This window comes from Streptomyces sp. HNM0574, assembly GCF_012726235.1.
Taxonomy (GTDB): Bacteria; Actinomycetota; Actinomycetes; order Streptomycetales; family Streptomycetaceae; genus Streptomyces.
Genome location: NZ_JAASAH010000013.1, coordinates 53059 through 76551, shown reverse-complemented (window position 1 = coordinate 76551; position 23493 = coordinate 53059). Strand labels below are relative to the sequence as shown.

The 23493-nt window shown below is 73.4% G+C and carries 17 protein-coding genes; 14 read left to right on the top strand and 3 right to left on the bottom strand.

Going from position 1 to position 23493, the window contains the following annotated elements:
• Positions 1-4: 4 nt before the first annotated feature.
• Positions 5-1045, bottom strand: a complete 1041-nt coding sequence (locus HCC30_RS21065; protein WP_206324113.1) for an adenosine deaminase — start codon at positions 1043-1045, stop codon at positions 5-7.
• A 211-nt stretch (positions 1046-1256) separates the two neighbouring features.
• Between HCC30_RS21065 and HCC30_RS21060 the strand changes: the two genes are divergently transcribed.
• The 7 genes from HCC30_RS21060 to HCC30_RS21030 all read left to right on the top strand — a co-directional run bounded on the left by HCC30_RS21060 (position 1257) and on the right by HCC30_RS21030 (position 9590).
• The gene (locus HCC30_RS21060; protein ID WP_169444191.1) at positions 1257-2771 is read left to right on the top strand and encodes a gamma-aminobutyraldehyde dehydrogenase; all 1515 of its coding nucleotides are present in this window, start codon (positions 1257-1259) and stop codon (positions 2769-2771) included.
• Between the two features lie 448 nt (positions 2772-3219).
• A complete protein-coding gene (locus HCC30_RS21055; protein WP_169444190.1) occupies positions 3220-4461 on the top strand; it encodes a spermidine/putrescine ABC transporter substrate-binding protein in 1242 nt (413 codons plus the stop codon).
• A gap of 45 nt (positions 4462-4506) precedes the next feature.
• Positions 4507-5658: an ABC transporter ATP-binding protein gene (locus HCC30_RS21050; RefSeq protein ID WP_169444189.1), complete on the top strand. Its 1152-nt coding sequence runs from the start codon at positions 4507-4509 to the stop codon at positions 5656-5658.
• The gene (locus HCC30_RS21045) at positions 5655-6605 is read left to right on the top strand and encodes an ABC transporter permease (protein ID WP_169444188.1); all 951 of its coding nucleotides are present in this window, start codon (positions 5655-5657) and stop codon (positions 6603-6605) included. Before HCC30_RS21050 ends, HCC30_RS21045 begins: the two co-directional genes overlap by 4 nt.
• A complete protein-coding gene (locus HCC30_RS21040) occupies positions 6605-7483 on the top strand; it encodes an ABC transporter permease (protein ID WP_169444187.1) in 879 nt (292 codons plus the stop codon). Before HCC30_RS21045 ends, HCC30_RS21040 begins: the two co-directional genes overlap by 1 nt.
• A complete protein-coding gene (locus tag HCC30_RS21035) occupies positions 7480-8910 on the top strand; it encodes an FAD-dependent oxidoreductase (RefSeq protein ID WP_169444186.1) in 1431 nt (476 codons plus the stop codon). Before HCC30_RS21040 ends, HCC30_RS21035 begins: the two co-directional genes overlap by 4 nt.
• 161 nt (positions 8911-9071) lie before the next feature.
• The gene (locus HCC30_RS21030; RefSeq protein WP_169444185.1) at positions 9072-9590 is read left to right on the top strand and encodes a hypothetical protein; all 519 of its coding nucleotides are present in this window, start codon (positions 9072-9074) and stop codon (positions 9588-9590) included.
• A gap of 44 nt (positions 9591-9634) precedes the next feature.
• On the opposite strand, the gene HCC30_RS21025 is transcribed toward HCC30_RS21030, so the two are convergent.
• Both HCC30_RS21025 and gabT read right to left on the bottom strand, forming a co-directional pair.
• A complete protein-coding gene (locus HCC30_RS21025) occupies positions 9635-10462 on the bottom strand; it encodes a phosphatase PAP2 family protein (RefSeq protein WP_346776736.1) in 828 nt (275 codons plus the stop codon).
• Between the two features lie 120 nt (positions 10463-10582).
• Positions 10583-11935 (bottom strand): 4-aminobutyrate--2-oxoglutarate transaminase, encoded by a 1353-nt coding sequence (gabT, locus tag HCC30_RS21020; RefSeq protein WP_169444271.1) that lies wholly within the window; start codon positions 11933-11935, stop codon positions 10583-10585.
• A gap of 424 nt (positions 11936-12359) precedes the next feature.
• Between gabT and HCC30_RS21015 the strand changes: the two genes are divergently transcribed.
• The 7 genes from HCC30_RS21015 (at position 12360) to HCC30_RS20985 (ending at position 23477) form a co-directional block, all read left to right on the top strand.
• Positions 12360-14429, top strand: coding sequence for an ATP-binding protein (locus tag HCC30_RS21015; RefSeq protein ID WP_240979776.1), 2070 nt, complete (start codon positions 12360-12362; stop codon positions 14427-14429).
• A gap of 49 nt (positions 14430-14478) precedes the next feature.
• Positions 14479-16212: a PucR family transcriptional regulator gene (locus tag HCC30_RS21010; protein WP_169444183.1), complete on the top strand. Its 1734-nt coding sequence runs from the start codon at positions 14479-14481 to the stop codon at positions 16210-16212.
• Between the two features lie 234 nt (positions 16213-16446).
• Positions 16447-17901 (top strand): aldehyde dehydrogenase family protein, encoded by a 1455-nt coding sequence (locus tag HCC30_RS21005; protein WP_346776735.1) that lies wholly within the window; start codon positions 16447-16449, stop codon positions 17899-17901.
• A 103-nt stretch (positions 17902-18004) separates the two neighbouring features.
• The gene (locus HCC30_RS21000; RefSeq protein WP_169444181.1) at positions 18005-18784 is read left to right on the top strand and encodes a metallophosphoesterase; all 780 of its coding nucleotides are present in this window, start codon (positions 18005-18007) and stop codon (positions 18782-18784) included.
• Positions 18785-18865: 81 nt separating this feature from the next.
• Complete coding sequence (locus tag HCC30_RS20995) at positions 18866-20764, top strand: acyl-CoA dehydrogenase family protein (protein WP_169444180.1); 1899 nt, start codon at positions 18866-18868, stop codon at positions 20762-20764.
• A 149-nt stretch (positions 20765-20913) separates the two neighbouring features.
• Positions 20914-22176 (top strand): 1-deoxy-D-xylulose-5-phosphate reductoisomerase, encoded by a 1263-nt coding sequence (dxr, locus tag HCC30_RS20990; protein ID WP_206324112.1) that lies wholly within the window; start codon positions 20914-20916, stop codon positions 22174-22176.
• Positions 22173-23477 carry a site-2 protease family protein gene (locus HCC30_RS20985; protein WP_169444179.1) on the top strand — a complete coding sequence of 435 codons (1305 nt, stop codon included), beginning with the start codon at positions 22173-22175 and terminating at the stop codon, positions 23475-23477. The genes dxr and HCC30_RS20985 overlap by 4 nt, the downstream gene beginning before the upstream one ends.
• Positions 23478-23493 lie beyond the last annotated feature (16 nt).

The window sequence follows — 23493 nt, the reverse complement described above, 5'->3', positions numbered from 1 at the left end:
CCGGTCAGGGCCGGCGAGCCTGCCAGTCGGCGAGGTAGGTGTCGATCTCGCCGAGGAGGCGGGCGGCGCCCGGGGCGTCGAGGAACGAGAAGCGCACCGCGTTCCGCGCCAGCTCCGCGACGCCCGCCGCGTCCAGGCCCAGCAGCCGGGCGGCTATGCCGTACTCGGTGTTCAGGTCCGTGCCGAACATCGGCGGGTCGTCGCTGTTGACCGTGACCGGGACGCCCGCGCGGACCAGCTCGGGCAGCGGGTGCTCCTCCAGCGTGCGGACGGCGCGGGTGGCGATGTTGGACGTCGGGCAGACCTCCAGCGGGATCTGCCGCTCGGCGAGGTGCCGCATGAGCTCCGGGTCCGCCGCCGCGCTGGTGCCGTGGCCCAGGCGCTCGGCCCGCAGCGAGGTCAGCGCGTCCCACACCGTTTCGGGCCCGGTGGTCTCGCCCGCGTGCGGGACGCTGTGCAGACCGGTGGCGATCGCGCGGTCGAAGTACGGCTTGAACAGGGCGCGGGGGACGCCCTTCTCGGGCCCGCCGAGGCCGAAGGAGACCAGGCCCTCGGGCGGCATCTCCGTCGCTATCCGGGCCGTCTCCTCGGCCGCCTCCAGGCCCGCCTCGCCGGGGATGTCGAACGACCAGCGCAGCACGACGCCCAGATCGCGCTCGGCCGCCTTCCTGGCGTCCTCGATCGCCTCCAGGAAGGCGCGGTCCGGGATGCCGCGGCGGACGGAGCTGTAGGGGGTGACGGTCAGCTCGGCGTAGCGGATCCGCTGCCTGGCCATGTCCTGGGCGACGCCGTAGGTCAGCAGCCGCACGTCCTCGGCGTCCCGGATCAGGTCGACGACGGTGAGGTACAGCTCGATGAAGTTCCGGAAGTCGGTGAAGGTGAAGTAGTCCGCCAGCGCCTCGGGGTCCTTGGGCACCTTCGACTCCGGGTGCCGGGCCGCCAGTTCGGCGACCACGTGCGGGGAGGCCGAGCCGACGTGGTGGACGTGCAGCTCCGCCTTGGGCAGCCCGGCGATGAACGCCGAGAGGTCGGGCGAGTCGGACATGGGGGCCTCCGGTACGCAGGGGAACCGGTTCATCCTAGGACGGTGCCCCGGGGCACCCCGGGGCACCTTGGGTGCGATACCGCCCGCTTTAGTTTTAGTGGCGTAATCAGAAGACTGCGACGGAATCCCTTGTTGAATCGGGGTCCCCCTGCCAGGATCAGCAACCAACCCCGGCTGACGCCACATTGCCGTAGGCAGGCAGGAGAGCACGATGGTCCAGCGCTTCGACGTGTCCGAACGGTTCGCGGAAGGTGCCCAGTACATCGACGGACGGTTCACGTCCGGCGGTTCGGGCGCGACGCAGGCGGTCACCGACCCCGCCACCGGCGAGCAGGTGTACCGCTACCGGCTCGCGGACGCCGCCGACGTCGACGCCGCGGTCCGCGCCGCCGAACGGGCCCAGCCGGAGTGGGCCGCCGCCACCCCGGCCGAGCGGTCCGACGCGATGCACGCCTGGGCCGCGGTGCTCAAGGAGCGCACGGACGACTTCGTCTTCGCCGAGTCGCTCCAGTGCGGGAAGCCGCTGAAGCTCTCCGAGGAGTTCGACGTCCCCGGCTCCTTCGACAACGTCTCCTTCTTCGCCGGCGCGGCCCGGCAGCTGCCCGGCGTGGCCGCGGGCGAGTACAGCGGCGACCACACCAGCTACGTGCGCCGCGAACCGCTCGGCGTCATCGGCTCGATCGCGCCCTGGAACTACCCGCTCCAGATGGCCGCCTGGAAGGTGCTGCCCGCCGTCGCGGCCGGCAACACGATCGTGCTCAAGCCCTCCGAACTCACCCCGTTCACCTCGCTGATGTTCGCCGACGCGGCCCGCACGGCCGGTATCCCCGACGGCGTGATCAACATCGTCACGGGCGCGGGCCGGGACGCGGGCGAGGCGCTCGTCGGCCACCCCTCCGTCGCCATGACCTCCTTCACCGGCTCCACCGCCGTCGGCAAGCGGATCGCCGAGCTCGCGACCGCCTCCGTCAAGCGGATCCACCTCGAACTCGGCGGCAAGGCGCCGTTCGTCGTCTTCGACGACGCCGACCTGGAGGCCGCCGTGCACGGCGCCGTCGCGGGCGCGCTCATCAACAGCGGCCAGGACTGCACGGCCGCGACCCGCGCCTACGTGCAGCGGCCGCTGTACGAGGCGTTCGTCAGCGGCGTCGCCGACCTGATGAACGAGGTGCGCCTCGGCGACCCCTTCGCCGCCGGGACCGACCTCGGCCCGCTCATCTCGCACCAGCACCGGGACCGCGTCGCCGGGTTCGTCGACCGGGCGCGCTCGTACGCCACCGTCGTCGTGGGCGGCGAGGCGCCCGGCGGCGACCTGGCCAAGGGCGCCTACTACCGGCCCACGCTGATCGCGGACGCGCCGCAGGACAGCGAGGCCGTGCAGCAGGAGATCTTCGGCCCGGTCCTGACCGTCCTGCCCTTCGACAGCGACGACGAGGGCATCCGGCTCGCGAACGACACCCCGTACGGACTCGCCGCCTCCGCCTGGAGCCGCGACGTGTTCCGGACGGGACGGGCCTCGCGGGACATCCGGGCCGGCTGCGTGTGGATCAACGACCACATCCCGATCATCAGCGAGATGCCGCACGGCGGCTACAAGGCGTCCGGTTTCGGAAAGGACATGTCCGCCTACTCGTTCGAGGAGTACACCCAGATCAAGCACGTGATGTACGACGTCACGCAGGACGCCCGCAAGGACTGGCACCGCACGGTCTTCGGCGACCGCTGACCCCACGACCGGCGCACGCCGGGATCCCCCCTCCCGGCGTGCGCCGCCGCCCCGTACCCAGCCCTGGCCGCCCCCGCCGGATTCGGTGAACGTCGCAGGTGAGGGACGTGCGGAGGGAGCGGCGGGGGCGCGCCCGCGCGTACCCTCGGCGCGTGAACTCCCCGCACGCGGCGGCGGCTTCGGGGCGTGCGCCACCAGCCGCGCGCCCACCCCCACGCCGCCGGACCCCGCACACCGGCCCACGGCCCACCCGCGCCCGGCCCGCCGTCCCGCCCGGCCCGGCGCCCGCAACACCGCGTACCACCACGCTCGTTCGCAAGCCCCGCACCACCGCGTGACGTCCCGGCGCGGTGCGGGCCGGCGGTGTCCTCGCCGGTCCGCGGCCCGTCCCGGCCACGCGGCCGTACGCACCCCCAACCTTCCCCACCCTCCCCGGAAGGCAGGCTCCATGGATCTGTACGACGGCATGCCCGAACCCGTCCGCGCGGCGTGGGAGCGGAGTCTCACCCACGGCCGTGCCGCGATGAGCAGGCGCCGGCTGCTGCGCGCCGCCTCCCTCGCCGCGGGCGGCGGCCTGCTCGCGGGCTGCGGCATACCCCCGGCCGCGGGCAACCGCGGCGGTGAGGGGCCCGAGGCGGCCCCGGACCACTCGAAGAAGGAGCGGGTCCTCAACTTCGCCAACTGGCCGCTGTACATCGACGTCGACGACAAGAACAAGTCGAAGCGCCCCACCCTCGACCGCTTCGAGCGGCGCAGCGGCGTGAAGGTCAAATACGTCGAGGACGTCAACGACAACAACGAGTTCTACGGCAAGATCAAGCCGCAGCTCGCCGCCGGCCAGGACACCGGACGCGATCTGGTCTGCCTCTCCGACTGGATGGCCGGACGCGTCATCCGCCAGGGCTGGGCACAGCGCCTCGACCCGGCCAACCTCCCGCACGCGGTGACCAATCTGGAGGACCGGTTCCGGACCGCGGCGCACGATCCGGGGCGGCAGTTCAGCTACCCGTGGGCGGGCACGGCCTGCATCGTCGCCTACAACAAGAAGGCGACGAAGGGGAAGGACGTCACCAGCGTCCGCCAGCTGCTGGAGGACGACTCCCTCAAGGGCCGGGTGTCGATGCTGACGGAGATGACCGACACCATGGGCCTGACCATGCTCGACATGGGCGTGAACCCGGAGAGGTTCACCGCCGACGACTTCGACGCGGCCCTCGCCCGCATCCAGAAGGCCGTCGACAGCAAGCAGTTGCGGCGCTTCAGCGGCAACGACTACCTGGACGAGCTGAGTTCGGGCGACATCGCCGCCTGCCTCGCCTGGGCCGGCGACATCGTCCAGCTCAAGCTGGACAACCCGGACATCGGCTTCGCGCTCCCCGAGAGCGGCTACCTCTTCGGCACCGACGACCTGCTCGTCCCCGCGAAGGCACGCCACCAGGACAACGCCGAGGCCCTGATCGACCACTACTACCGGCCGAAGGAGGCGGCGGAGCTCGCCGCCTGGATCAACTACATCTGTCCCGTCACCGGGGCGAAGGCCGAGATGGAGAAGATCGACAAGGACCTGGCCGAGGACCCGCTCGTCTTCCCGGACGAGAAGACCGTCTCGCGGGGCAAGAACTTCCGCCCCATGGACGAGAAGGAAGAGACCGGTTTCCAGCAGAAGTTCGCCACGCTCATCGGCAGCTGACCGAGCGTCCCCCTCCCGACCGCGACTCCCCTGCGAGGAACCGTCATGACGATCACCATCTCCGGGGTCGGCAAGGTCTTCGGCGACTTCACCGCCGTCCACCCGCTCGACCTGACCATCCCCGAGGGCTCCTTCTTCGCCCTCCTCGGCGCCTCCGGCTGCGGAAAGACCACCACCCTGCGCATGATCGCCGGCCTGGAGGAGCCCACCTCGGGCAGCATCCTCCTCGGCGACCAGGACATCACCGCGCTGCCCCCGCACGAGCGCCCCGTCAACACCGTCTTCCAGAACTACGCGCTCTTCCCGCACCTCGACGTCCGCGAGAACATCGCCTTCGGCCTGCGCCGCCGCGGCATCACCGACGTCAAGGACAAGGTCGACGAGATGCTCGACCTCGTCGAACTCGGCTCCCTGGGACGGCGGAAGCCCCGGCAGCTCTCCGGCGGCCAGCAGCAGCGCGTGGCCCTCGCGCGCGCCCTCATCAACCGGCCCCGGGTGCTGCTCCTGGACGAGCCGCTCGGCGCGCTCGACCTCAAACTGCGCCGCCAGATGCAGCTGGAGCTCAAGCGCATCCAGAGCGAGGTCGGCATCACCTTCGTGCACGTCACGCACGACCAGGAGGAGGCCATGACGATGGCCGACTCGGTGGCCGTGATGTACGGCGGCCGGGTCGAGCAGCTCGGCCCGCCCGCCGAACTGTACGAACACCCGCGCACCACCTTCGTCGCCAACTTCCTCGGCACCTCGAACCTCGTCGAGGCCGAGGTCACCGCCGTCGGCGAGGACGCCGTCCGGCTCCGGCCCACCGGCACCGAGGACACCCTCCGCCTCCCCGCCGACCGCTGCCCGCCGCTCCCCGCGGACGGGGAGCGGCGCGTCCCGGAGGAGGGCGAGAAGCTGCTGGTCGGCGTCCGCCCCGAGAAGATCTCCCTCGCGCACGCCGACGACGCCTCCGTCCCCGCCGGCCGCAACCGCCTCAACGGCCGTATCCGGGACGCGAGTTACCTCGGCGTCTCGCTCCAGTACGTCGTCGACAGCCCCGCATGCCCCGGGCTGCTGGTATACGAGCAGAACGTCGAACGCGACACCCGCCTCACTCCCGGCTCGGACGTCGTCCTGCACTGGCAGCCCGCGCACACCTTCGCCCTCGACGCCGACCGGGCCGAGCCGTCCGCAGCCGGGGAGGGTGTCGCATGACCGCAGCACTCGCCCCCGCGGGCCCACCCGGCGCCGGGACGGAGCCGGAGGACACCGAGGACGCCGCGCCGGACCCCGGCCCGCGCCGCGGCCGTCGCACCGCCTACTGGCTGCTGCTCCCCGCGGGCCTCTGGCTGGCCCTGTTCTTCGTGGCGCCGTTCTTCTACCAGGCCAGCACCTCGGTGCAGAGCGGCTCCCTGGAGGAGGGCTTCCGGGTCACCTGGAACTTCGCCAACTACACGGACGCGCTGGCCGCCTACGGGCCGCACTTCCTCCGCTCGTTCCTCTACGCGGCGATCGCCACCCTGCTGTGTCTGCTGATCGGCTACCCGCTCGCGTACACCATCGCCTTCCGCGCCGGGCGCTGGCGCGGGCTGCTGCTGGTGATGGTCATCGCGCCGTTCTTCACCAGCTTCCTGATCCGCACCCTCGCCTGGAAGACGATCCTGTCCGACAGCGGCCCCGTCGTCGGCGTGCTCAGCTCGCTGCACGTCCTGGACGTCACCAGCTGGCTCGGGCTCACCGGCGGCGAGCGCCTGCTCGCCACCCCGCTCGCCGTGGTGTGCGGACTCACCTACAACTTCCTGCCGTTCATGATCCTGCCGCTGTACAGCTCGCTGGAGCGGATCGACCTCTCGCTGCACGAGGCGGCCCGCGACCTGTACGCCACCCCCGCCACGACCTTCCGCCGGGTGACCTTCCCGCTGTCGCTGCCCGGCGTCGTCGCGGGCACCCTGCTCACCTTCATCCCGGCCTCGGGCGACTACATCAACGCCCAGCTGCTCGGCTCCCCGAACACCCAGATGATCGGCAACGCCGTCCAGAAACAGTTCCTCAACGTGCTCGACTACCCGACGGCCGCCGCCATGTCGTTCCTGCTGATGGCCCTCATCCTGATCATGGTCAGCCTGTACATGCGCAAGGCCGGGACGGAGGAACTGGTCTGATGACCGTCACCGACACCCTCACCCCCGAGGCCCCGGCCCCGGGCCCCGCCCGCGCGCCCCGGCGCCCCGGGCCCGGAGCGCGGGCCCTGCGCTGGATACGCCGCAACCTCGTCGTCCTCGCGGGCGGCGCCGCGCTGGTGTACATGCTGCTGCCGAACGCCGTCGTCATGCTGTTCTCGTTCAACAAGCCGGCGGGACGCTTCAACTACGAGTGGCGGACCTTCTCCACCGACGCCTGGACCAACCCCTGCGGCGTCGCCGACCTGTGCGGCTCGCTCGGGCTCAGCCTCCAGATCGCCGCGCTCTCCACCCTCTTCGCCACGGTCTTCGGCACCTGCGCCGCCTTCGCGCTGGCCCGCTACCGCTTCCGCGGCAAGAGCACCGCCAACTCGCTGATCTTCCTCCCGATGGCCATGCCCGAGGTGGTGATGGGCGCCTCCCTCGGCACCCTGTTCCTCAACATGCGGGTCGGCTTCGGCTTCGTCACCATCCTCATCGCGCACATCATGTTCTGCCTGAGCTTCGTGGTCGTCGCCGTCAAGGCCCGTGTGATGAGCATGGACCCGAGGCTGGAGGAGGCGGCGCGTGACCTGTACGCGGGGCCGGTGCAGACCTTCCTGCGCGTCACCCTGCCGCTCGCCGCGCCGGGCATCGCCGCCGGGGCCATGCTCAGTTTCGCCCTGTCCTTCGACGACTTCATCATCACGCAGTTCAACGCGGGACCGTCCACCGTCACCTTCCCGATGTTCGTCTGGGGCGCGGCACAGCGCGGCGTCCCGGTGCAGGTGAACGTGATCGGCACGGCGATGTTCCTGATCGCCGTCGCCGTCGTACTGGGCGGGCAGATCGCCGCCAACCGCCGCAGGAGGAACCGATGACCGCCCGCACCGCAGCCGCCCGCACCACCGCCGCGCGGGCCCTGGCCGGGGCCCGCCCCACCCCGTACTGGCTCGACGACCCCGAGCACCGCCCCGAGCCCGCGAGCGCGCTGGCCGGGGACGAACGGTGCGACCTGCTCGTCGTCGGCGGCGGGTACAGCGGGCTGTGGAGCGCGCTGATCGCCAAGGAACGCGACCCGGACCGGAACGTCGTCCTCGTCGAGGCCCGCGAGTGCGGCTGGGCCGCCTCGGGCCGCAACGGCGGCTTCTGCGCCGCGTCCCTCACGCACGGACTCGCGAACGGCATCGCCCGCTGGCCGGACGAGATCGCCGAACTGGAGCGGCAGGGCGCCCGCAACCTCGACGCCATCGAGGAGGCCGTGCACCGCTACGCCATCGACTGCGACTTCGCGCGCACCGGCGAGATCGCCGTCGCCACCGAGCCGTACCAGGTCCAGGAGCTGCGCGAGGCCGCCGACGAGGCCGCGCGGCTCGGCATCGACGCGGACCTGACCTTCCTCGACCGCGACGCCGTCCGCGCCGAGGTCGACTCGCCCGCCTTCCTCGCCGGGCTGTGGGACCGGCGCGGCGTCGCCGTCGTCAACCCGGCCCGGCTCGCCTGGGGCCTCCGCCGCGCCTGCCGGGACGCGGGCGTACGGATCTACGAGAACACGCCCGCGCTCGAACTCGCCGCCACCGGCGGGCAGATGGCCGTCCGCACGCCCTACGGCCGGGTCCTGGCCCGCCGCGTGGCGCTCGCCACCAACGCCTTCCCCTCGCTGCTGCGCCGGGTACGCCCGTACATCGCGCCGGTCTACGACTACGCGCTGATGACCGAGCCGCTCACCGGCGAGCAGCTGGCCGCGCTCGGCTGGAAGGGCCGGCAGGGGCTCAGCGACAGCGCCAACCACTTCCACTACTTCCGGATCACCGAGGACCACCGCATCCTGTGGGGCGGCTACGACGTGCTCTACCACTACGGCAGCCGGATCGCCGACGAGTACGAGCAGCGCCCGGAGACCTTCCGCAGGCTCGCCGAGCACTTCTTCGCCTACTTCCCGCAGCTGGAGGGCGTCCGGTTCAGCCACACCTGGGGCGGCGTGATCGACACCTGCTCCCGCTTCTCGCCGTTCTTCGGCACGGCCCACCAGGGGCGGGTCGGCTACGCGGCCGGGTTCACCGGGCTCGGGGTCGGGGCGACGCGCTTCGGCGCCGAGGTGGTGCTCGACCTGCTCGCGGGGGAGCGCACCGAGCGGACCGCGCTGGAACTGGTCCGCAGGAAGCCGCTGCCCTTCCCGCCGGAGCCGGTGCGCTGGGCCGGGATCGGGATCACCCAGTGGTCGCTGGCCCGCGCCGACGCCCGCGAGGGCCGGCGGAACCTGTGGCTCAAGACGCTGGACAAGGTGGGCCTGGGCTTCGACAGCTGACGGGACGGAAGGGGGGCGTGTGCCGTGCGCCCCCCAACCGCACCTGCGCGCGCCCTTGTTGGACGGGTTGTCAAAGAAATCCGCGAAACCGTGTAAGGATCGGCCGCCCCGCCGCTCTCCCCCTGCGAACGCCCCTGGCAGCAGAGGAAGAAGGCACAGCGATGAGCGGGACAGCGGGGACGAACAGGGTGGTCGAGTGGCTGGTGTCCGCGGCACCGGACCCCGGGCACTGCCGGCGCGAATGGGAACGCAGCCCCGACGGGATGGCGATGCTGCCCGCCGGGCGGCTGTGGGACGTCCTGAGCGTCAGCAGCACGCTCGGCTACCCCACGCTCGACATCCTCACCAGCCGCCTGGACCGGCCGGGACCGGTCCTCTCCGAACCCGACGGGGCCCGCATCGGCTTCTTCGTCCCCGCGGGCACCGCCGCCCGCTGGCTCGGGACGGGGATACGGTGCGCGGGCCGGGGCACCTGGATCGTCGTCCCCTACCCCGGCACGGCCAGCACGGGCGGCCTCCGCTGGCTCGTCCCGCCGGACGGCCACGGCACCCTCAACGACCCGGCACTCTTCGAACTCGCCCTGCACGAGGCAGCGGCCCGCCTCGCCGACGGTTCCACGGGGGAGCCGGACGGCGACGGGCGGGGCAGCCCCAACGGGCCCGGCTTCGACGGGGGTTGAGGGCCCGGCGGCGGGCGGCGTCCCCAGGGCGCCGCCCGCCACCGTCACCGCCTGCGGGCGAGCGCCGCCGCCGGTACCAGCAGCAGCCAGCCCAGGCACCAGGAGGCCAGGACGTCCGCCGGCCAGTGGTAGCCGCGCCACACCAGGCCCGCGCCGTTGGCCAGGGTCAGGACGGCGGCGGCGCACAGCAGCGGGACGCGGAGCCGGCGGCGCGAGGGGCCGAGGGTCCGGAGGAGGAGCAGGGCGGCGGCGCCGAAGGCCACCGCCGCGGTCGCCGCGTGCCCCGAGGGGAAGTAGCCGGTGCCGTGCAGCGGGCCGGGACGGTCCAGCCACGCCTTGCCCGCGGAGACCAGCAGCGGAACCAGCGCCATCGCCAGCGCCGCGCACCCCGCGGGGACCCACGCGCGGGTCCGCAGCCCCGACCACAGCAGCGCGAGCGCCAGCACGGGCAGCGCCACCGCCAAGTTGCCCAGATCCGCGAGGAGTTCGGACAGCGGCTCCGGGGGCGCGGCCGGCGGGGCCGCCGTCCGCATCGCCTCGCCGAGCTCCTCGTCCGCGGCGCGCAGCGGCCCGTCGGCGGCCACCTGCCAGGTCAGCAGGGCCAGCACGAGGAGGGCGAGGAACGAGACCGGGACCGTCGTCCGCGGCAGGCGGCGACGGGGCGGCCGTCCGGGGGCCGGGCCGGAACTCCGCCCGCCCCGGGGGGTGTGGGACGGGCGGCCGTCCGAGCGGTGAGGTTCGTGCGCCAGGGCGCGACGCCGGAACCAGGACGCGCTGCCGGGCTCCGGCCGACCCGTGAAACGGTACGGCAGCGGCCGGAGGGCGGGCAGGCCGATCACCCACCGCGCATCGCCCTCGCACAGATTCTTCACGGGGATCGCTCCCGGTCGACGGACACCGAAAACGCCGTGTGCCCGCCACCGGCGGAGGTGGCGGGCACACGGCGCGGATCACCAGGCTATGCCCGGGTCACCGGGACAGGCGCGGGCCGGTCAGAGGGTGCCGAGCGCCTGCTCCAGCACGTCGATGCCCTCGTTGAGCAGGTCCTCGCCGATCACCAGCGGCGGCAGGAAGCGCACCACGTTGCCGTAGGTGCCGGTGGTCAGGACGAGCAGACCGCTCTGGTGGCAGGCCTTGGCCAGCGCGGCGGTCGCCTCGGGCGCGGGCTCCTTGTCGGTGCCCGGCTTCACCAGCTCGATGGCGAGCATCGCGCCCCGGCCGCGGACGTCGCCGATCACGTCGAACTCCTGCGCCAGCTTCTCCAGGCGCGGCTTCATGATCTCCTCGATGCGGCGGGCCTTCGCATTGAGGTCCTGCTCGCGCATCGTCTCGATCGCGCCGAGCGCGGCGGCGCAGGCGACGGGGTTGCCGCCGTAGGTGCCGCCCAGGCCGCCCGCGTGCGGGGCGTCCATGATCTCCGCGCGCCCGGTGACGGCGGCCAGCGGCATGCCGCCGGCGATGCCCTTCGCGGTGGTGATCAGGTCCGGGACGATGTTCTCGTCCTCACAGGCGAACCACTGGCCGGTACGGCAGAAGCCGGACTGGATCTCGTCCGCGACGAAGACGATCCCGTTCTCCTTCGCGAACTCCACGATCGCGGGCAGGAAGCCCTTCGCCGGCTCGATGAACCCGCCCTCGCCGAGGACCGGTTCGATCACGATCGCGGCCACGTTCTGCGCGCCGATCTGCTTGCTGATCTGGTCGATCGCCTGCGCCGCCGCCTCCTTGGCGCAGTTCTCCGGACCGGTCAGCCAGCGGTACGGGTAGGCCACCGGCACCCGGTACACCTCGGGCGCGAACGGGCCGAAGCTGTGCTTGTACGGCATGTTCTTCGACGTCAGCGCCATCGTCAGGTTCGTGCGCCCGTGGTAACCGTGGTCGAAGACGACGACGGCCTGGCGGCCGGTGTGCGCGCGGGCGATCTTCACCGCGTTCTCGACGGCCTCGGCACCGGAGTTGAACAGCGCGCTCTTCTTCGCGTGGTCGCCCGGGGTGAGCCGCGCCAGCTCCTCACAGACCGCCACGTACGGCTCGTACGGCGTCACCATCACACAGGTGTGGGTGTAGTCGGCGACCTGCTCGGTCACCCGGCGCACCACGGCCTCGGCGCTGCTGCCCACCGAGGTGACCGCGATGCCGGAACCGAAGTCGATGAACGAGTTCCCGTCGACGTCCTCCAGCACACCGCCGCCGGCCCGGCGCGCGAACACCGGCAGCACGGCGCCGATCCCGGCGGCCACGCTGGACTGCTTGCGCTCCTGCAGCTCCTGCGACTTGGGGCCGGGAATGGCCGTGACGACGCGACGCTCCTGGGGAAGGGCGGGCCCCCCGGACAGTTCAGTCATCGTGGTCATAACGCTCTCCTCAGGACGAAGGGGGTCTACGTGCTTGGCAGGCTAGGGCCCGCGCAGACCCCGGGACATGTACCGCTGCGGAGAAGTCACCGTGTCGTGTTGGCCGTCCCGGACATAGTCGAGCACGCCCCCGCCCCCGCGCCCCCGTCCGCACCTTCCGTCCCCCGCCCCGCGCTTCCCCGCCCCCTTCGCCCTCGGCCCGGCCAACTGGGGCGCGGGGCAGCTAGATTGGGACCCGGAGTGCGACAGCGACGAAGCCGGCCGAGGGGTAGAGAGACAGCACATGGACATGGGGTCTCCCCGGGAGAAAGAGACAGGCGGGGTGCACGGCCCGGGCGAGGCCCGGGGGGCGAGCACACCGGCACCGCGGTCCGCGCCCTCGGGGCGTCCCGGCCCCGCACCCGCCATGCCGCCCATGCCCCCCATGCCGACGCGTCCGCCCGCAGCGGACGAGTCGCTCGAGGCGTGGCTCCGTACCCCGCGGCCCGAGGCCGAGCCCGGAATCTGGCGCAAGGGGCACGAACCGCGCCCGCCGGAGGACCCGAACCGGGTCGGTGACCGCCACCTCGTCGGCGGTGCCCTGCTGGCGCTGCTGGTGGGGCTGTTCGTCTGGTCCCTGGTGCGGAACGGGTACATCCCCGTGTTCGGCTGGATCCTGGCCGTGCTGCCCGACTCCTGGGCGCCGCACAAGACCGGCAACGTGAACATCAGCGTGGTGGTCTCGCTCCTGGCGGAGTTCGTCATCCCCGGCGGGATCATCCTCTACCTCACCGCCCGCCTGGGCCGCTGGCCCGAGGTGTGGCGGCGGTACTGCCGGCCCCGGGCCCGCAAGGCGGGGGCCGCGCTGTTCCGGGAGTCGGAGCCGGAGGCGGCGCCCGCGAAGCGCCCCGGCGGCGTGAACGGGCAGCCCGAGGACCCGGTCGCGTGGCCCGAGGTGCGGCGGGCCGGTGAGCACGCGGCGGCCGACCGGCTGGCCGAGGAGGTCACCTCGGGCCGGATGAACGACGTCGACTACGCCCGCATCCAGCGCGCCTGGCAGGCCGTGCGCAGCCGCTCCGCGAGCCCGCACACCTTCACCGAGGACGTGCTGCGGCACGGCGCGGCCGCCTGGGCGCACCCGTCCGGCGTGCGCGACCTGCCCGCCCGGGCGGCCCGGCACGACCTGCTGCTCGGCCAGGTGCGGATGGGTGCCGCCACCGGCAGCGACCGGAACCCGTACACCCACCGCGGCGCCGGAGTGGCCCTGGACCCGGGGCTGCTGGGCACCTCGCTGCTGGCCGTCGGCCCGTCCGGCGCCGGGAAGACCAGCCGGATCCTGCGGCCCGTGGTGGAGGCCATGTCGCTGCAGGCGCTCGCGGGCCGCGCCGCCGTCGTGGCGGTGGGCGCCGCCGGTGCCGGGCTCGGCCCGGACGAGGCGTACGACGTGGTGATCCGCCCCGGCAGCCCCGGGGCGGAACACGGACTCGACCTGTACAGCGGCAGCGAGGACCCGGACGAGGCCGCCGCGCTGCTCGCCGAGGCCCTGGTCGGCGACGACCCGGACGCCGACACCCGCCGCGCGGCCACCGCGCTGGCCCAGCTCATCGGCCCCTACCGCGCCGCGCACGGCCGCTTCCCCGGCGTCCCCGAGCTGCGCGAGCTGCTGGACGGGGTGCCCGTCGCCGTCGCCGCGCTGCGCGAGGCGTGCCGGGCCGCCGACCCGGGCGGCGCGGGCGCGGCCCTGCGCGAACTGGACGCGCGGGAACGGCAGGCGGGACGCCCGGGAGACCCGGGGGCGCTGCTCGCGGACCGGGTCGCGTTCCTCGACCGGCCCGCCTTCTCCGGCTTCTTCGACACCTCGCCAGGGTCCAGGCCGTTCTCCATGGACCGGCTCGACCGCCCGGTACGGGTCCGCGTCGACCTGCCCGAGCGGGCGCACGCGGAGGCGTCCCGGCTGCTGGCCCGGCTGCTGCTGGCGCAGTTCACCGCGTCCGTGCTGGCCCGCGGCGACCGCTCGCTCTTCGCCTGCCTCGCGCTGGACGACGCCGCGCACACGCTCACCCCCGCCTCGGTCCGGGAGATCCAGCGGCTGCGCACCGCGCACGCGGGTGTCGTCCTCGGGCTGCGCACCCTGGACGACGTACCGGAGCGGCTGCGCGCCGCGGCGCTCGGCGCGGTCGGCTGCAAGGTGGCGCTCTCCGGGGTCAGCACCTGGGACGGGCAGATCTTCGCGCAGGCGTGGGGCCGCGACTGGGTCCAGACCGAGGACGTCACGCACAACCCGGACTTCCACGGCGGCCTGCTCACCCGCTGGGTGCGCGCCGTCCGTACCGCGTTCACCGGCCAGCGGGCGACGACGAAGTCGGTCACCGTACGGACCGTCGAGCGGGAGCGGTGGTCGGCCTCGGACCTGGCGAACGAACTGCCGCCCGGGCACGCGGTGCTGTCCCTGATGACGGTGCGCGGGGAGCGCACCTCCCCGATTCTGGCGAAGCTGGGCGAGTGACACCGGGAATGACCGAAATGGTCCGCGCGGCTGTACGGTGAGGATCGTTATGCCACCGACTCTTGCCTCCCTCGTGCAGCACTCCGCCCTCCGGCTCGCCGTGCTCTCGGGGCAGGACCGGCTGGACACGCCCGTGCGCTGGGCACACGCCAGCGAACTGGCCGATCCGACGCCGTATCTGGAGGGCGGTGAGCTGCTGCTCGTCACCGCCCTCAAGCTGGACGTCACGGACGCCGCCGCGATGCGCGGATATGTGCGCAAGCTCGCGGGCCGGGGCGTGGTGGGGCTGGGCTTCGCCGCCGGGGTCAACTACGACCGGGTCCCCGAGGCGCTGCTCGACGCGTGCCGGGAAGCGGACCTGCCGCTGCTGGAGGTGCCGCGCAGCACCCCGTTCATCGCGATCAGCAAGGCCGTCTCGGCCGCCATCGCCACCGAGCAGTACCGCGCCGTCACGGCCGGGTTCGACGCCCAGCGGGAGATGACCCGGGCCGCGCTGTCCCAGGAGGGCCCGGCCGCGCTGCTGGCCAAGTTGGCCTCGGAGGTGGACGGTTGGGCCGCGCTGTACGACGCGGCCGGCGCCGTCGTGGCCACCGCGCCCGCGTGGGCCGGCCGCCGCGCGGCCCGGTTCGTGGGGGACGCGGAGCGGCTGCGGGACCGTCCGGCCCCGGCGAGCGCCGTCGTCAGCGGCCCCGAGGCGGGCGACGACCGGGTCGAGCTCCAGTCCGTGGGCAGCGGCCGCCGCGCCAAGGCCGTCCTGGCCGTGGGGACGGCGGCCCCGCTGGGCACCGCGCAGCGGTACGCGGTGCACTCCGCGATCGCGCTGCTGACCCTCACCACCGAACGCTCCCGCGCCCTCCAGGAGGCCGAACAGCGCCTGGGTGCGGCCGTGATGCGGATGCTGCTCACCGGCGAGGGCGAGCACGCGCGGGCCGTGGCCGGGCAGTTGTACGGCGGCCTGCTGGACGCCCCGATGCGGGTCGTCGTCGCCGTGCCCGACGGGGGAGCGGCGGGCCGGGCCCGCGGCACCGGCGAGGCCGGCGAGGTACGGCCCCCGGCCGTGATGGCGGTGACCGGCACCGGCGAGGGCACGCCCGTCGCGCCGCCCGAGGGCACGGCCGAGAACCTGACGGGCGTCCTGGACGGGCTCGCCGACGCCGTGGAGACGGCGGCCGCCCGCAACGGCGAGGCCGTGCTGGTCGTCCCGGACGGCACCCGGCTCGTGGTGCTCGCGGCCGACGGCGGCTCCGCCGTCGCCGCCTGCGCCCAGTACGCGGCGGCCTGCGCCGAGGCGGCGGGCGCCGAGACGGCCGGCATGGGGCCCGACAGCGTGCAGGGCGGCGGCCACGGAGGCTGCGGCGCCGAGGAGTCGCTCGTCGTCGGGGTCTCGGCACCGGTCGGGCTCCCGGCGGTGACCGTGGCGTTCAAGCAGGCCGGGCAGGCGCTGTCGGTGGCCCGCAGGCGCGGCGTCCCGCTCGTCGAGCACGAGGACGTCGCGGCCGGTTCGGTGCTGCCGCTGCTCGCCGACGACGCGGTGCGCGCCTTCGCCGACGGGCTGCTGCGCGCCCTGCGCGAGCACGACGCGAACGGGCGCGGCGACCTCGTCGCCTCGCTCCGCGCCTGGCTCTCCCGGCACGGCCAGTGGGACGCGGCCGCCGCCGACCTCGGTGTCCACCGGCACACCCTGCGCTACCGGATGCGCCGCGTCGAGGAGATCCTCGGCCGCTCCCTCGACGACCCCGACGTCCGCATGGAGCTCTGGCTCGCGCTGAAGGCGACCAGCTGACCGTTCCGCGGGGGAGCGCCAAACGACGATCCGGCGCACAGCCGGAAGCCAGTGCGCCGCGTCGGACAAGATTCAGGGGGTGTGTCACGCCCTACGGTGGGCAGCACGGAGGCAATGCGTGCGTCGGCGGTCGATTCCCGTCATCCGCCGCAAGCCGCACGATCTCCACTCAGGCTCAGCAGAGTGCTCGGTTCAGCAGAGTGCTCCATTTTCGGAAGAGAAGGGCGATCCGCAGTGACGACAGCGACTTCCCCTCACGCGTTCTGGCTCGCCGGACGCGCAGTCACCGGCCCGGGCACGCTCGAGGTCACCTCGCCCTGGGACGGCCGCCACGTCGGCACCGTCAGCGTCCCCAGTGACGAGCAGACCGAGGAGGCGGTGGCCGCGGCCGTCGCCGTCACGGACGAGTTCGCGGCCACGCCCGCGCACGTCCGCGCCGCCGCCCTCGACCACGTCGGACGCCGCCTCGGCGAGCGCGCCGAGGAGATCGCCGAACTGATCTCCGCCGAGAACGGCAAGCCGATGAAGTGGGCGCGCGGCGAGGTCGCCCGCTGCCTCTCCGTCCTCCGCTGGGCGTCCGACGAGGCCCGCCGCTTCAACGGCGGCGAGGCGCAGCGCCTCGACTCCGACGCGGGCGGCGCGGGCCGCCTGGCCCTGACCCGCCGCATCCCGCACGGCCCGGTCCTGGGCATCGCGCCCTTCAACTTCCCGCTGAACCTCTGCGCGCACAAGATCGCCCCGGCGATCGCGGCCGGTGTGCCGATCATCCTCAAGCCCGCCCCGGCCACCCCGATCTCCGGGCTGATCCTGGGCGAGCTGTTCGCCGAGACCGACCTCCCGGCCGGCGCCTTCTCCGTGCTGCCCGTGCCGAACGAGAAGATGCCCGCGCTGGTCCAGGACGAGCGGCTGCCGGTCATCTCCTTCACCGGCTCGGCGCCCGTCGGCTACGCCATCCTCGACTCGGTGCCGCGCAAGCGCGTCACGCTGGAGCTCGGCGGCAACGGCGCGGCCGTCGTCCTCGCCGACTACAGCTCCGAGGAGGACCTGGACAAGGCGGCGCAGCGGATCGCGACCTTCGCCAACTACCAGGGTGGCCAGTCCTGCATCTCCGTGCAGCGGGTCATCGCGGACGCCTCCGTGTACGACCGGCTGGTGCCCAAGGTCCTGGAGGCCGTCGAGGCCCTCGGCACGGGCGACCCCTCGGACCCGGCGACCGACGTCGGCCCGCTCGTCGACGAGGCGGCCGCCAAGCGCGTCGAGTCCTGGGTGGACGAGGCCGTCGCCGCCGGCGCCAAGCTGCTCGTCGGCGGCAAGCGGGACGGCGCCAGCTACGCGCCGACCGTGCTGGAGAACGTCCCGTCCGACACCAAGGCGGGCTGCGAGGAGATCTTCGGCCCGGTCATGTCCTTCCAGAAGGTCGAGGGCGAGCAGGCGGCCTTCGCGGCCGTGAACGACTCGCCCTACGGGCTCCAGGCGGGCGTGTTCACGCACGACCTGCAGGCCGCCTTCCGCGCGCACCGTGCGCTGGAGGTGGGCGGAGTGGTGATCGGCGACGTGCCGTCGTACCGCGCCGACCAGATGCCCTACGGCGGCACCAAGCAGTCCGGCGTCGGCCGCGAGGGCGTCCGGTTCGCCATGGAGGACTACACCTACGAGCGCGTCATGGTGCTCACCGGCCTGGAGCTGTAGTCCCCGCGCGGCGCCCGCGTCCGGCACTCTCCCTCCCGGCCGGACGCGGGCGCCTTCGCGTGTCCGGCCGCAGGGGGAGGGCCAACGGAGGGGAGGGCGCGGGGTGTTCACCTTCGCGCACATCAGCGACATCCACCTCGGGTACGACCGGGGCGACGGCGGCGCCCGCGCCGCGGAGCGCGCGGCCCGCGTCCTGCGCACCCTCGACGGGCTCCCCGGCGAGCTGGACGCCGTCCTGCTCACCGGCGACATCGCCGACCACGGCACGGACGCCGAGTACGCGGAGGCCGCGGCGCTGCTCGGCGCCTCCCGCCACCGGCTGCTGCACTGCCCGGGCAACCACGACGCCCGCGGCCCCTACCGCGCCGCGCTGCTCGGCGGCGACCCGCAGGACGGCTCCCCGGTGAACCGGGCAGTCCGCGTCCGCGGCGCCGAGGGCTCCGCGACCTTCGCGCTCTGCGACTCCAGCATCCCGGGCCGCGGCGACGGCCGCCTCGACGACGCCACCCTCGCCTGGCTCGACGGCGTCCTCGCCCAAGTCACGCGCGCCGAGCCGCTGTTCGTCTGCTTCCACCATCCGCCGGTGCCGCTGTACGGGCAGTACGTCGACCCGGTCCGGCAGTTCGGCGAGGAGCGGCTCGCGGCCGTGCTGGACCGGCATCCGCACGTCACCGCGCTGCTCTGCGGCCACAGCCACACCCCGGCCGTCACGGGCTTCGCCGGGCTGCCGCTGGTCGCGGCGCCCGGCGTGGTCTCGACGCTGCGGATGCCCTGGGAGGGCGAGGCGGACGGCCCGATGGACCACGCGCTGCCGCCGATGCTCGCCTTCCACGTCGTCGACGACGCGGGCCGGCTGACCACCCACTTCCGCGTGGTCCCCTGACGGCGCGCGCGGACTGGCAGGGGACCCGGGCATCGGGTACATACGGGCACAAAGCCCCTGTCCGGCCGTGAGGTGAGTGACATGTCCGTCTCCGCACGCGAGGCACGCGAGGTCGCCGAGGCCGCACGGGAGCGGGGCTGGCGCAGGCCCAGCTTCGCCAAGGAGCTCTTCCTCGGCCGGTTCCGCCTCGACCTGATCCACCCGCAGCCGGAACCCGACCCCGAGGACGTCCGGCGCGGCGAGGAATTCCTCGCCGTCCTGCGGGAGTTCGCCCGCACCCGGATCGACGCGGCCGCCATCGAGCGGGACGCGCGCATCCCCGACGACGTGATCCGCGGCCTGCGCGAGATCGGGGCGCTGGGCATGAAGGTCGGCACCGAGTACGGCGGTCTCGGCCTCACGCAGGTGTACTACAACCGCGCGCTCGCCCTCGTCGGCTCCGTCAGCCCCGCCGTGGGCGCGCTGCTCTCGGCGCACCAGTCGATCGGCGTCCCGCAGCCGGTGAAGCTGTTCGGCACCCCCGAGCAGAAGGCCGCGTTCCTGCCGCGCTGCGCCCGCAGCGACATCTCCGCCTTCCTGCTCACCGAGCCCGACGTCGGCTCCGACCCGGCCCGGCTGGCCACCACGGCCGAACGGGACGGCGAGGACTACGTCCTGGACGGCGTGAAGCTGTGGACCACCAACGGCGTGATCGCCGACCTGCTGGTCGTGATGGCCCGGGTGCCGGAGGGGGAGGGGTCCGGCGGGATCACCGCCTTCGTGGTGGAGGCCGGTGCGGAGGGCGTCACCGTGGAGCACCGGAACGCGTTCATGGGGCTGCGCGGGCTGGAGAACGGCGTCACCCGCTTCCACCGCGTCCGCGTCCCCGCCGCGAACCGGCTCGGTCAGGAGGGGGACGGGCTCCGCATCGCCCTGACCACCCTCAACACCGGCAGGCTCTCCCTCCCGGCCAGCTGCGTCGGCGCGGGCAAACTCTGTCTGAAAATCGCCCGCGAGTGGGGCGGCGAACGCGTCCAGTGGGGACGTCCGGTGGCCCGGCACGAGGCCGTCGCGGGCAAGGTGTCCTTCATCGCCGCGACCACCTTCGCGCTGGAGGCCGTGGTCGAACTCGCCTCGCGGATGGCCGACGAGGAACGCCACGACATCCGCATCGAGGCCGCGCTCGCCAAGCTGTACGGCAGCGAGATGGCCTGGCTGATGGCCGACGAGCTGGTCCAGATCCGCGGCGGGCGCGGCTTCGAGACCGCCGACTCGCTCCGGGCCCGCGGCGAACGCGGCGTACCGGCCGAGCAGATCCTCCGCGACCTGCGCATCAACCGGATCTTCGAGGGCTCGACCGAGATCATGCACCTGCTCATCGCCCGCGAGGCCGTCGACGCCCACCTCGCCGTCGCCGGCGACCTCGTCGACCCCCGCAGCACGCCCGCCGCCAAGCGCAGGGCGGCCGTCGCCGCGGGCGGCTTCTACGCCCGCTGGCTGCCGCAGCTCGTCACCGGCGCGGGCCAACGCCCCGGCTCCTACCGCGAGTTCGGCGACCTCGCCCCGCACCTGCGGTACGTGGAACGCGCGGCACGCAGACTGGCCCGCCGCACCTTCTACGGCATGTCCCGCTGGCAGGGCCGGATGGAGACCAAGCAGGGCTTCCTGGGCCGCGTCGTCGACATCGGCGCCGAACTCTTCGCCATGAGCGCCGCCTGCGTTCGCGCCGAACAGCTCCGCCGCGAGGGCGGCGACGCCGTCTCGGCCCGCCGGCTGGCCCACGTCTTCTGCCACCAGTCCCGACTCCGCACCGAAACCCTCTTCACCCGCCTGAGCACCAACACCGACACCCTCGACACCCACCTCACCGACTCCGTCCTCACCGGCACCCACACCTGGCTCGAACACGGCATCCTCGACCCCTCCACCCCGGGCCCCTGGATCGCCCCGTTCGCGCAGGGGGAGCCGCCAACTCCGGACCGGCGCAGGCGGGTTGGGTGAGCGGGCGCACGTCTGCGCGTACGCGGGTTCCCGGAGCGAGGGGCGTACGGGAGCGGCCCGGGGCGTGGCCGGTGGCCGGGAGCGCTGCTTCGTGAGCTGCCCCGGAGGCTCTGTCCCCGGTGGGTTCCGGGACCAGCCACAATGGGGCCATGACGGAAACCCTCGCTGACCCGCACCTGCGCTACCCCGGTCCGGACGAAGAGCCGGACGGCCCCCGCGACATCGTGATCCTCGGGTCGACCGGCTCGATCGGCACCCAGGCCGTCGACGTCGTGCTGAAGAATCCGGGCCGGTTCCGCGTCACCGGCCTGTCCGCCGGGGGCGGGAACGTGGAGCTGCTGGCCGGGCAGGCGCACCGGCTGCAGGTGCGTACGGTCGCGGTCGCGCGGGAGGACCGGGCCGCCGATCTGCGGCAGGCGCTGCGGGCCGAGTACGGCGTGGGCGAGCCCGTGCCCGAGGTGCTGGCCGGGCCCGACGCGGCGACCGAGCTCGCCGCGAGCCCCTGCCACACGGTGCTGAACGGCATCACAGGATCCATCGGTCTCGCGCCGACGCTGGCCGCGCTGGAGGCGGGGCGGGTGCTGGCGCTCGCCAACAAGGAGTCGCTGATCGTCGGCGGCCCGCTGGTGAAGGCGCGGGCGAAGCCCGGCCAGATCGTGCCCGTCGACTCGGAGCACTCGGCCCTGTTCCAGGCGCTGATGGGCGGCACCAGGGGCGAGGTGCGCAAGCTGCTGGTGACCGCCTCGGGCGGCCCGTTCCGCGGGCGGACGAAGGCCGAACTGGCCGGCGTCACACCGCAGGACGCGCTCGCGCACCCGACCTGGGCGATGGGCCCGGTCATCACCGTCAACTCGGCGACGCTGGTCAACAAGGGCCTGGAGGTCATCGAGGCGCACCTGCTGTACGACGTGCCCTTCGACCGCATCCAGGTCGTGGTGCACCCGCAGTCCGCGGTGCACTCGATGGTCGAGTTCACCGACGGCTCGACGCTCGCCCAGTGCGGCCCGCCCGACATGCGGCTGCCGATCGCGCTCGGCCTCGGCTGGCCGGAGCGGGTCCCGGACGCGGGCCCGGTCTTCGACTGGACCCGGGCCATGTCCTGGGACTTCTACCCGCTGGACGCCGAGGCGTTCCCCTCGGTGGCGCTGGCCGCGCACGTCGGCGAGCTCGGCGGCACCGCGCCCGCGGTGTTCAACGCGGCCAACGAGGAGTGCGTGGACGCCTTTCTCGCCGGAGGGCTGCCGTTCACAGGCATCGTGGATACCGTTGCGGCGGTCGTGGAGGAGCACGTCGGCCGCGGCGCCGTCCCGGGGGAGGGCGGGCTGACGCTCGCGGACGTCCTCGACGCCGAGACCTGGGCGCGCGCCCGTGCCCGTGAGATGGCTACAGCAGCAGCGGAGGCCCGCGCATGACCGCATTCATGACCGTGCTGGGGATCGTGGTCTTCGTCGTGGGGCTGCTGTTCTCCATCGCCTGGCACGAGCTGGGCCACCTCTCGACGGCGAAGATGTTCGGCATCCGCGTCCCGCAGTACATGGTGGGCTTCGGGCCGACGATCTTCTCCCGTCGCCGGGGGGAGACGGAGTACGGCGTGAAGGCCGTCCCGCTCGGCGGCTACATCCGCATGATCGGGATGTTCCCGCCCGGCGACGACGGCGCCCTGCGCAAGCGCTCCACCTCCCCGTTCCGGGGCATGATCGAGGACGCGCGCGCCGCGGCCTACGAGGAGCTCCAGCCCGGGGACGAGAAGCGGCTGTTCTACACGCGGGCGCCGTGGAAGCGCGTCATCGTGATGTTCGCCGGGCCGTTCATGAACCTGGTCCTCGCGGTCGTGATCTTCATGACGGTGCTGATGACCTTCGGCATCAACACCCCGACCACGAACGTCGGCAGCGTCTCCAAGTGCGTGATCCCGGCCTCGGCGAAGTCGGACTCCTGCCCGAAGGACGCGAAGGACTCGCCCGCCAAGGCCGCGGGCCTGAAGGCCGGGGACAAGGTCGTCGCCTTCGACGGGCAGAAGGTCTCCGAGTGGGGCGAGCTCCAGTCCCGCATCCGGGACACCACGGGCCCCGCGACGATCACCGTCGAGCGGGACGGCGAGCGCAGGACCCTGCGGGCCGACCTGATCGAGAACAAGGTCGCCAAGTCGGACGGCCGGGGCGGCTACGTCGAGGGCGAGTTCGTCACCGCGGGCTTCCTCGGCTTCACCCCGGCCAGCGGCGTCGTCCAGCAGTCGTTCCCGCAGGCCGTGGACCGGATGGGCGACATGATGGAGTCCGGCGTGCAGGCGCTGATCGCGCTGCCGTCGAAGATCCCCGACCTGTGGGACGCGGTCTTCGCGGGAGAGGAGCGCAAGAAGGACTCGCCCATGGGCGTCGTCGGCGCGGCCCGGGTCGGCGGCGAGGTCTTCTCCCTCGACATCCCGCCGACGCAGCGGGTCGCGACGATGCTGTTCCTCGTCGCCGGGTTCAACCTCTCGCTGTTCCTGTTCAACATGCTGCCGCTGCTGCCGCTGGACGGCGGGCACATCGCGGGGGCGCTGTGGGAGTCGGTGCGCCGCGCCTTCGCGAAGGTCTTCCGACGACCCGACCCGGGCCCCTTCGACGTCGCCAAGCTGATGCCGGTGGCGTACGTGGTGGCCGGCGTCTTCATCTGCTTCACCCTGCTCGTCCTGGTCGCGGACGTCATAAACCCCGTGACCCTGGCGGGCTAGCCGCCCCGGACGCCGG

Bases quoted from the DNA above. Each gene is read 5' to 3' on its own strand.
- HCC30_RS21060 (WP_169444191.1), top strand. From the start codon at position 1,257: ATGGTCCAGCGCTTCGACGTGTCCGAACGGTTCGCGGAAGGTGCCCAG.
- HCC30_RS21010 (WP_169444183.1), top strand. From the start codon at position 14,479: ATGCCACCGACTCTTGCCTCCCTCGTGCAGCACTCCGCCCTCCGGCTC.
- HCC30_RS21035 (WP_169444186.1), top strand. From the start codon at position 7,480: ATGACCGCCCGCACCGCAGCCGCCCGCACCACCGCCGCGCGGGCCCTG.
- gabT (WP_169444271.1), bottom strand. From the start codon at position 11,935: ATGACTGAACTGTCCGGGGGGCCCGCCCTTCCCCAGGAGCGTCGCGTC.
- dxr (WP_206324112.1), top strand. From the start codon at position 20,914: ATGACGGAAACCCTCGCTGACCCGCACCTGCGCTACCCCGGTCCGGAC.
- HCC30_RS21045 (WP_169444188.1), top strand. From the start codon at position 5,655: ATGACCGCAGCACTCGCCCCCGCGGGCCCACCCGGCGCCGGGACGGAG.
- HCC30_RS21040 (WP_169444187.1), top strand. From the start codon at position 6,605: ATGACCGTCACCGACACCCTCACCCCCGAGGCCCCGGCCCCGGGCCCC.
- HCC30_RS20985 (WP_169444179.1), top strand. From the start codon at position 22,173: ATGACCGCATTCATGACCGTGCTGGGGATCGTGGTCTTCGTCGTGGGG.
- HCC30_RS21050 (WP_169444189.1), top strand. From the start codon at position 4,507: ATGACGATCACCATCTCCGGGGTCGGCAAGGTCTTCGGCGACTTCACC.
- HCC30_RS21015 (WP_240979776.1), top strand. From the start codon at position 12,360: ATGCCCCCCATGCCGACGCGTCCGCCCGCAGCGGACGAGTCGCTCGAG.
- HCC30_RS21030 (WP_169444185.1), top strand. From the start codon at position 9,072: ATGAGCGGGACAGCGGGGACGAACAGGGTGGTCGAGTGGCTGGTGTCC.
- HCC30_RS21065 (WP_206324113.1), bottom strand. From the start codon at position 1,045: ATGTCCGACTCGCCCGACCTCTCGGCGTTCATCGCCGGGCTGCCCAAG.
- HCC30_RS20995 (WP_169444180.1), top strand. From the start codon at position 18,866: ATGTCCGTCTCCGCACGCGAGGCACGCGAGGTCGCCGAGGCCGCACGG.
- HCC30_RS21055 (WP_169444190.1), top strand. From the start codon at position 3,220: ATGGATCTGTACGACGGCATGCCCGAACCCGTCCGCGCGGCGTGGGAG.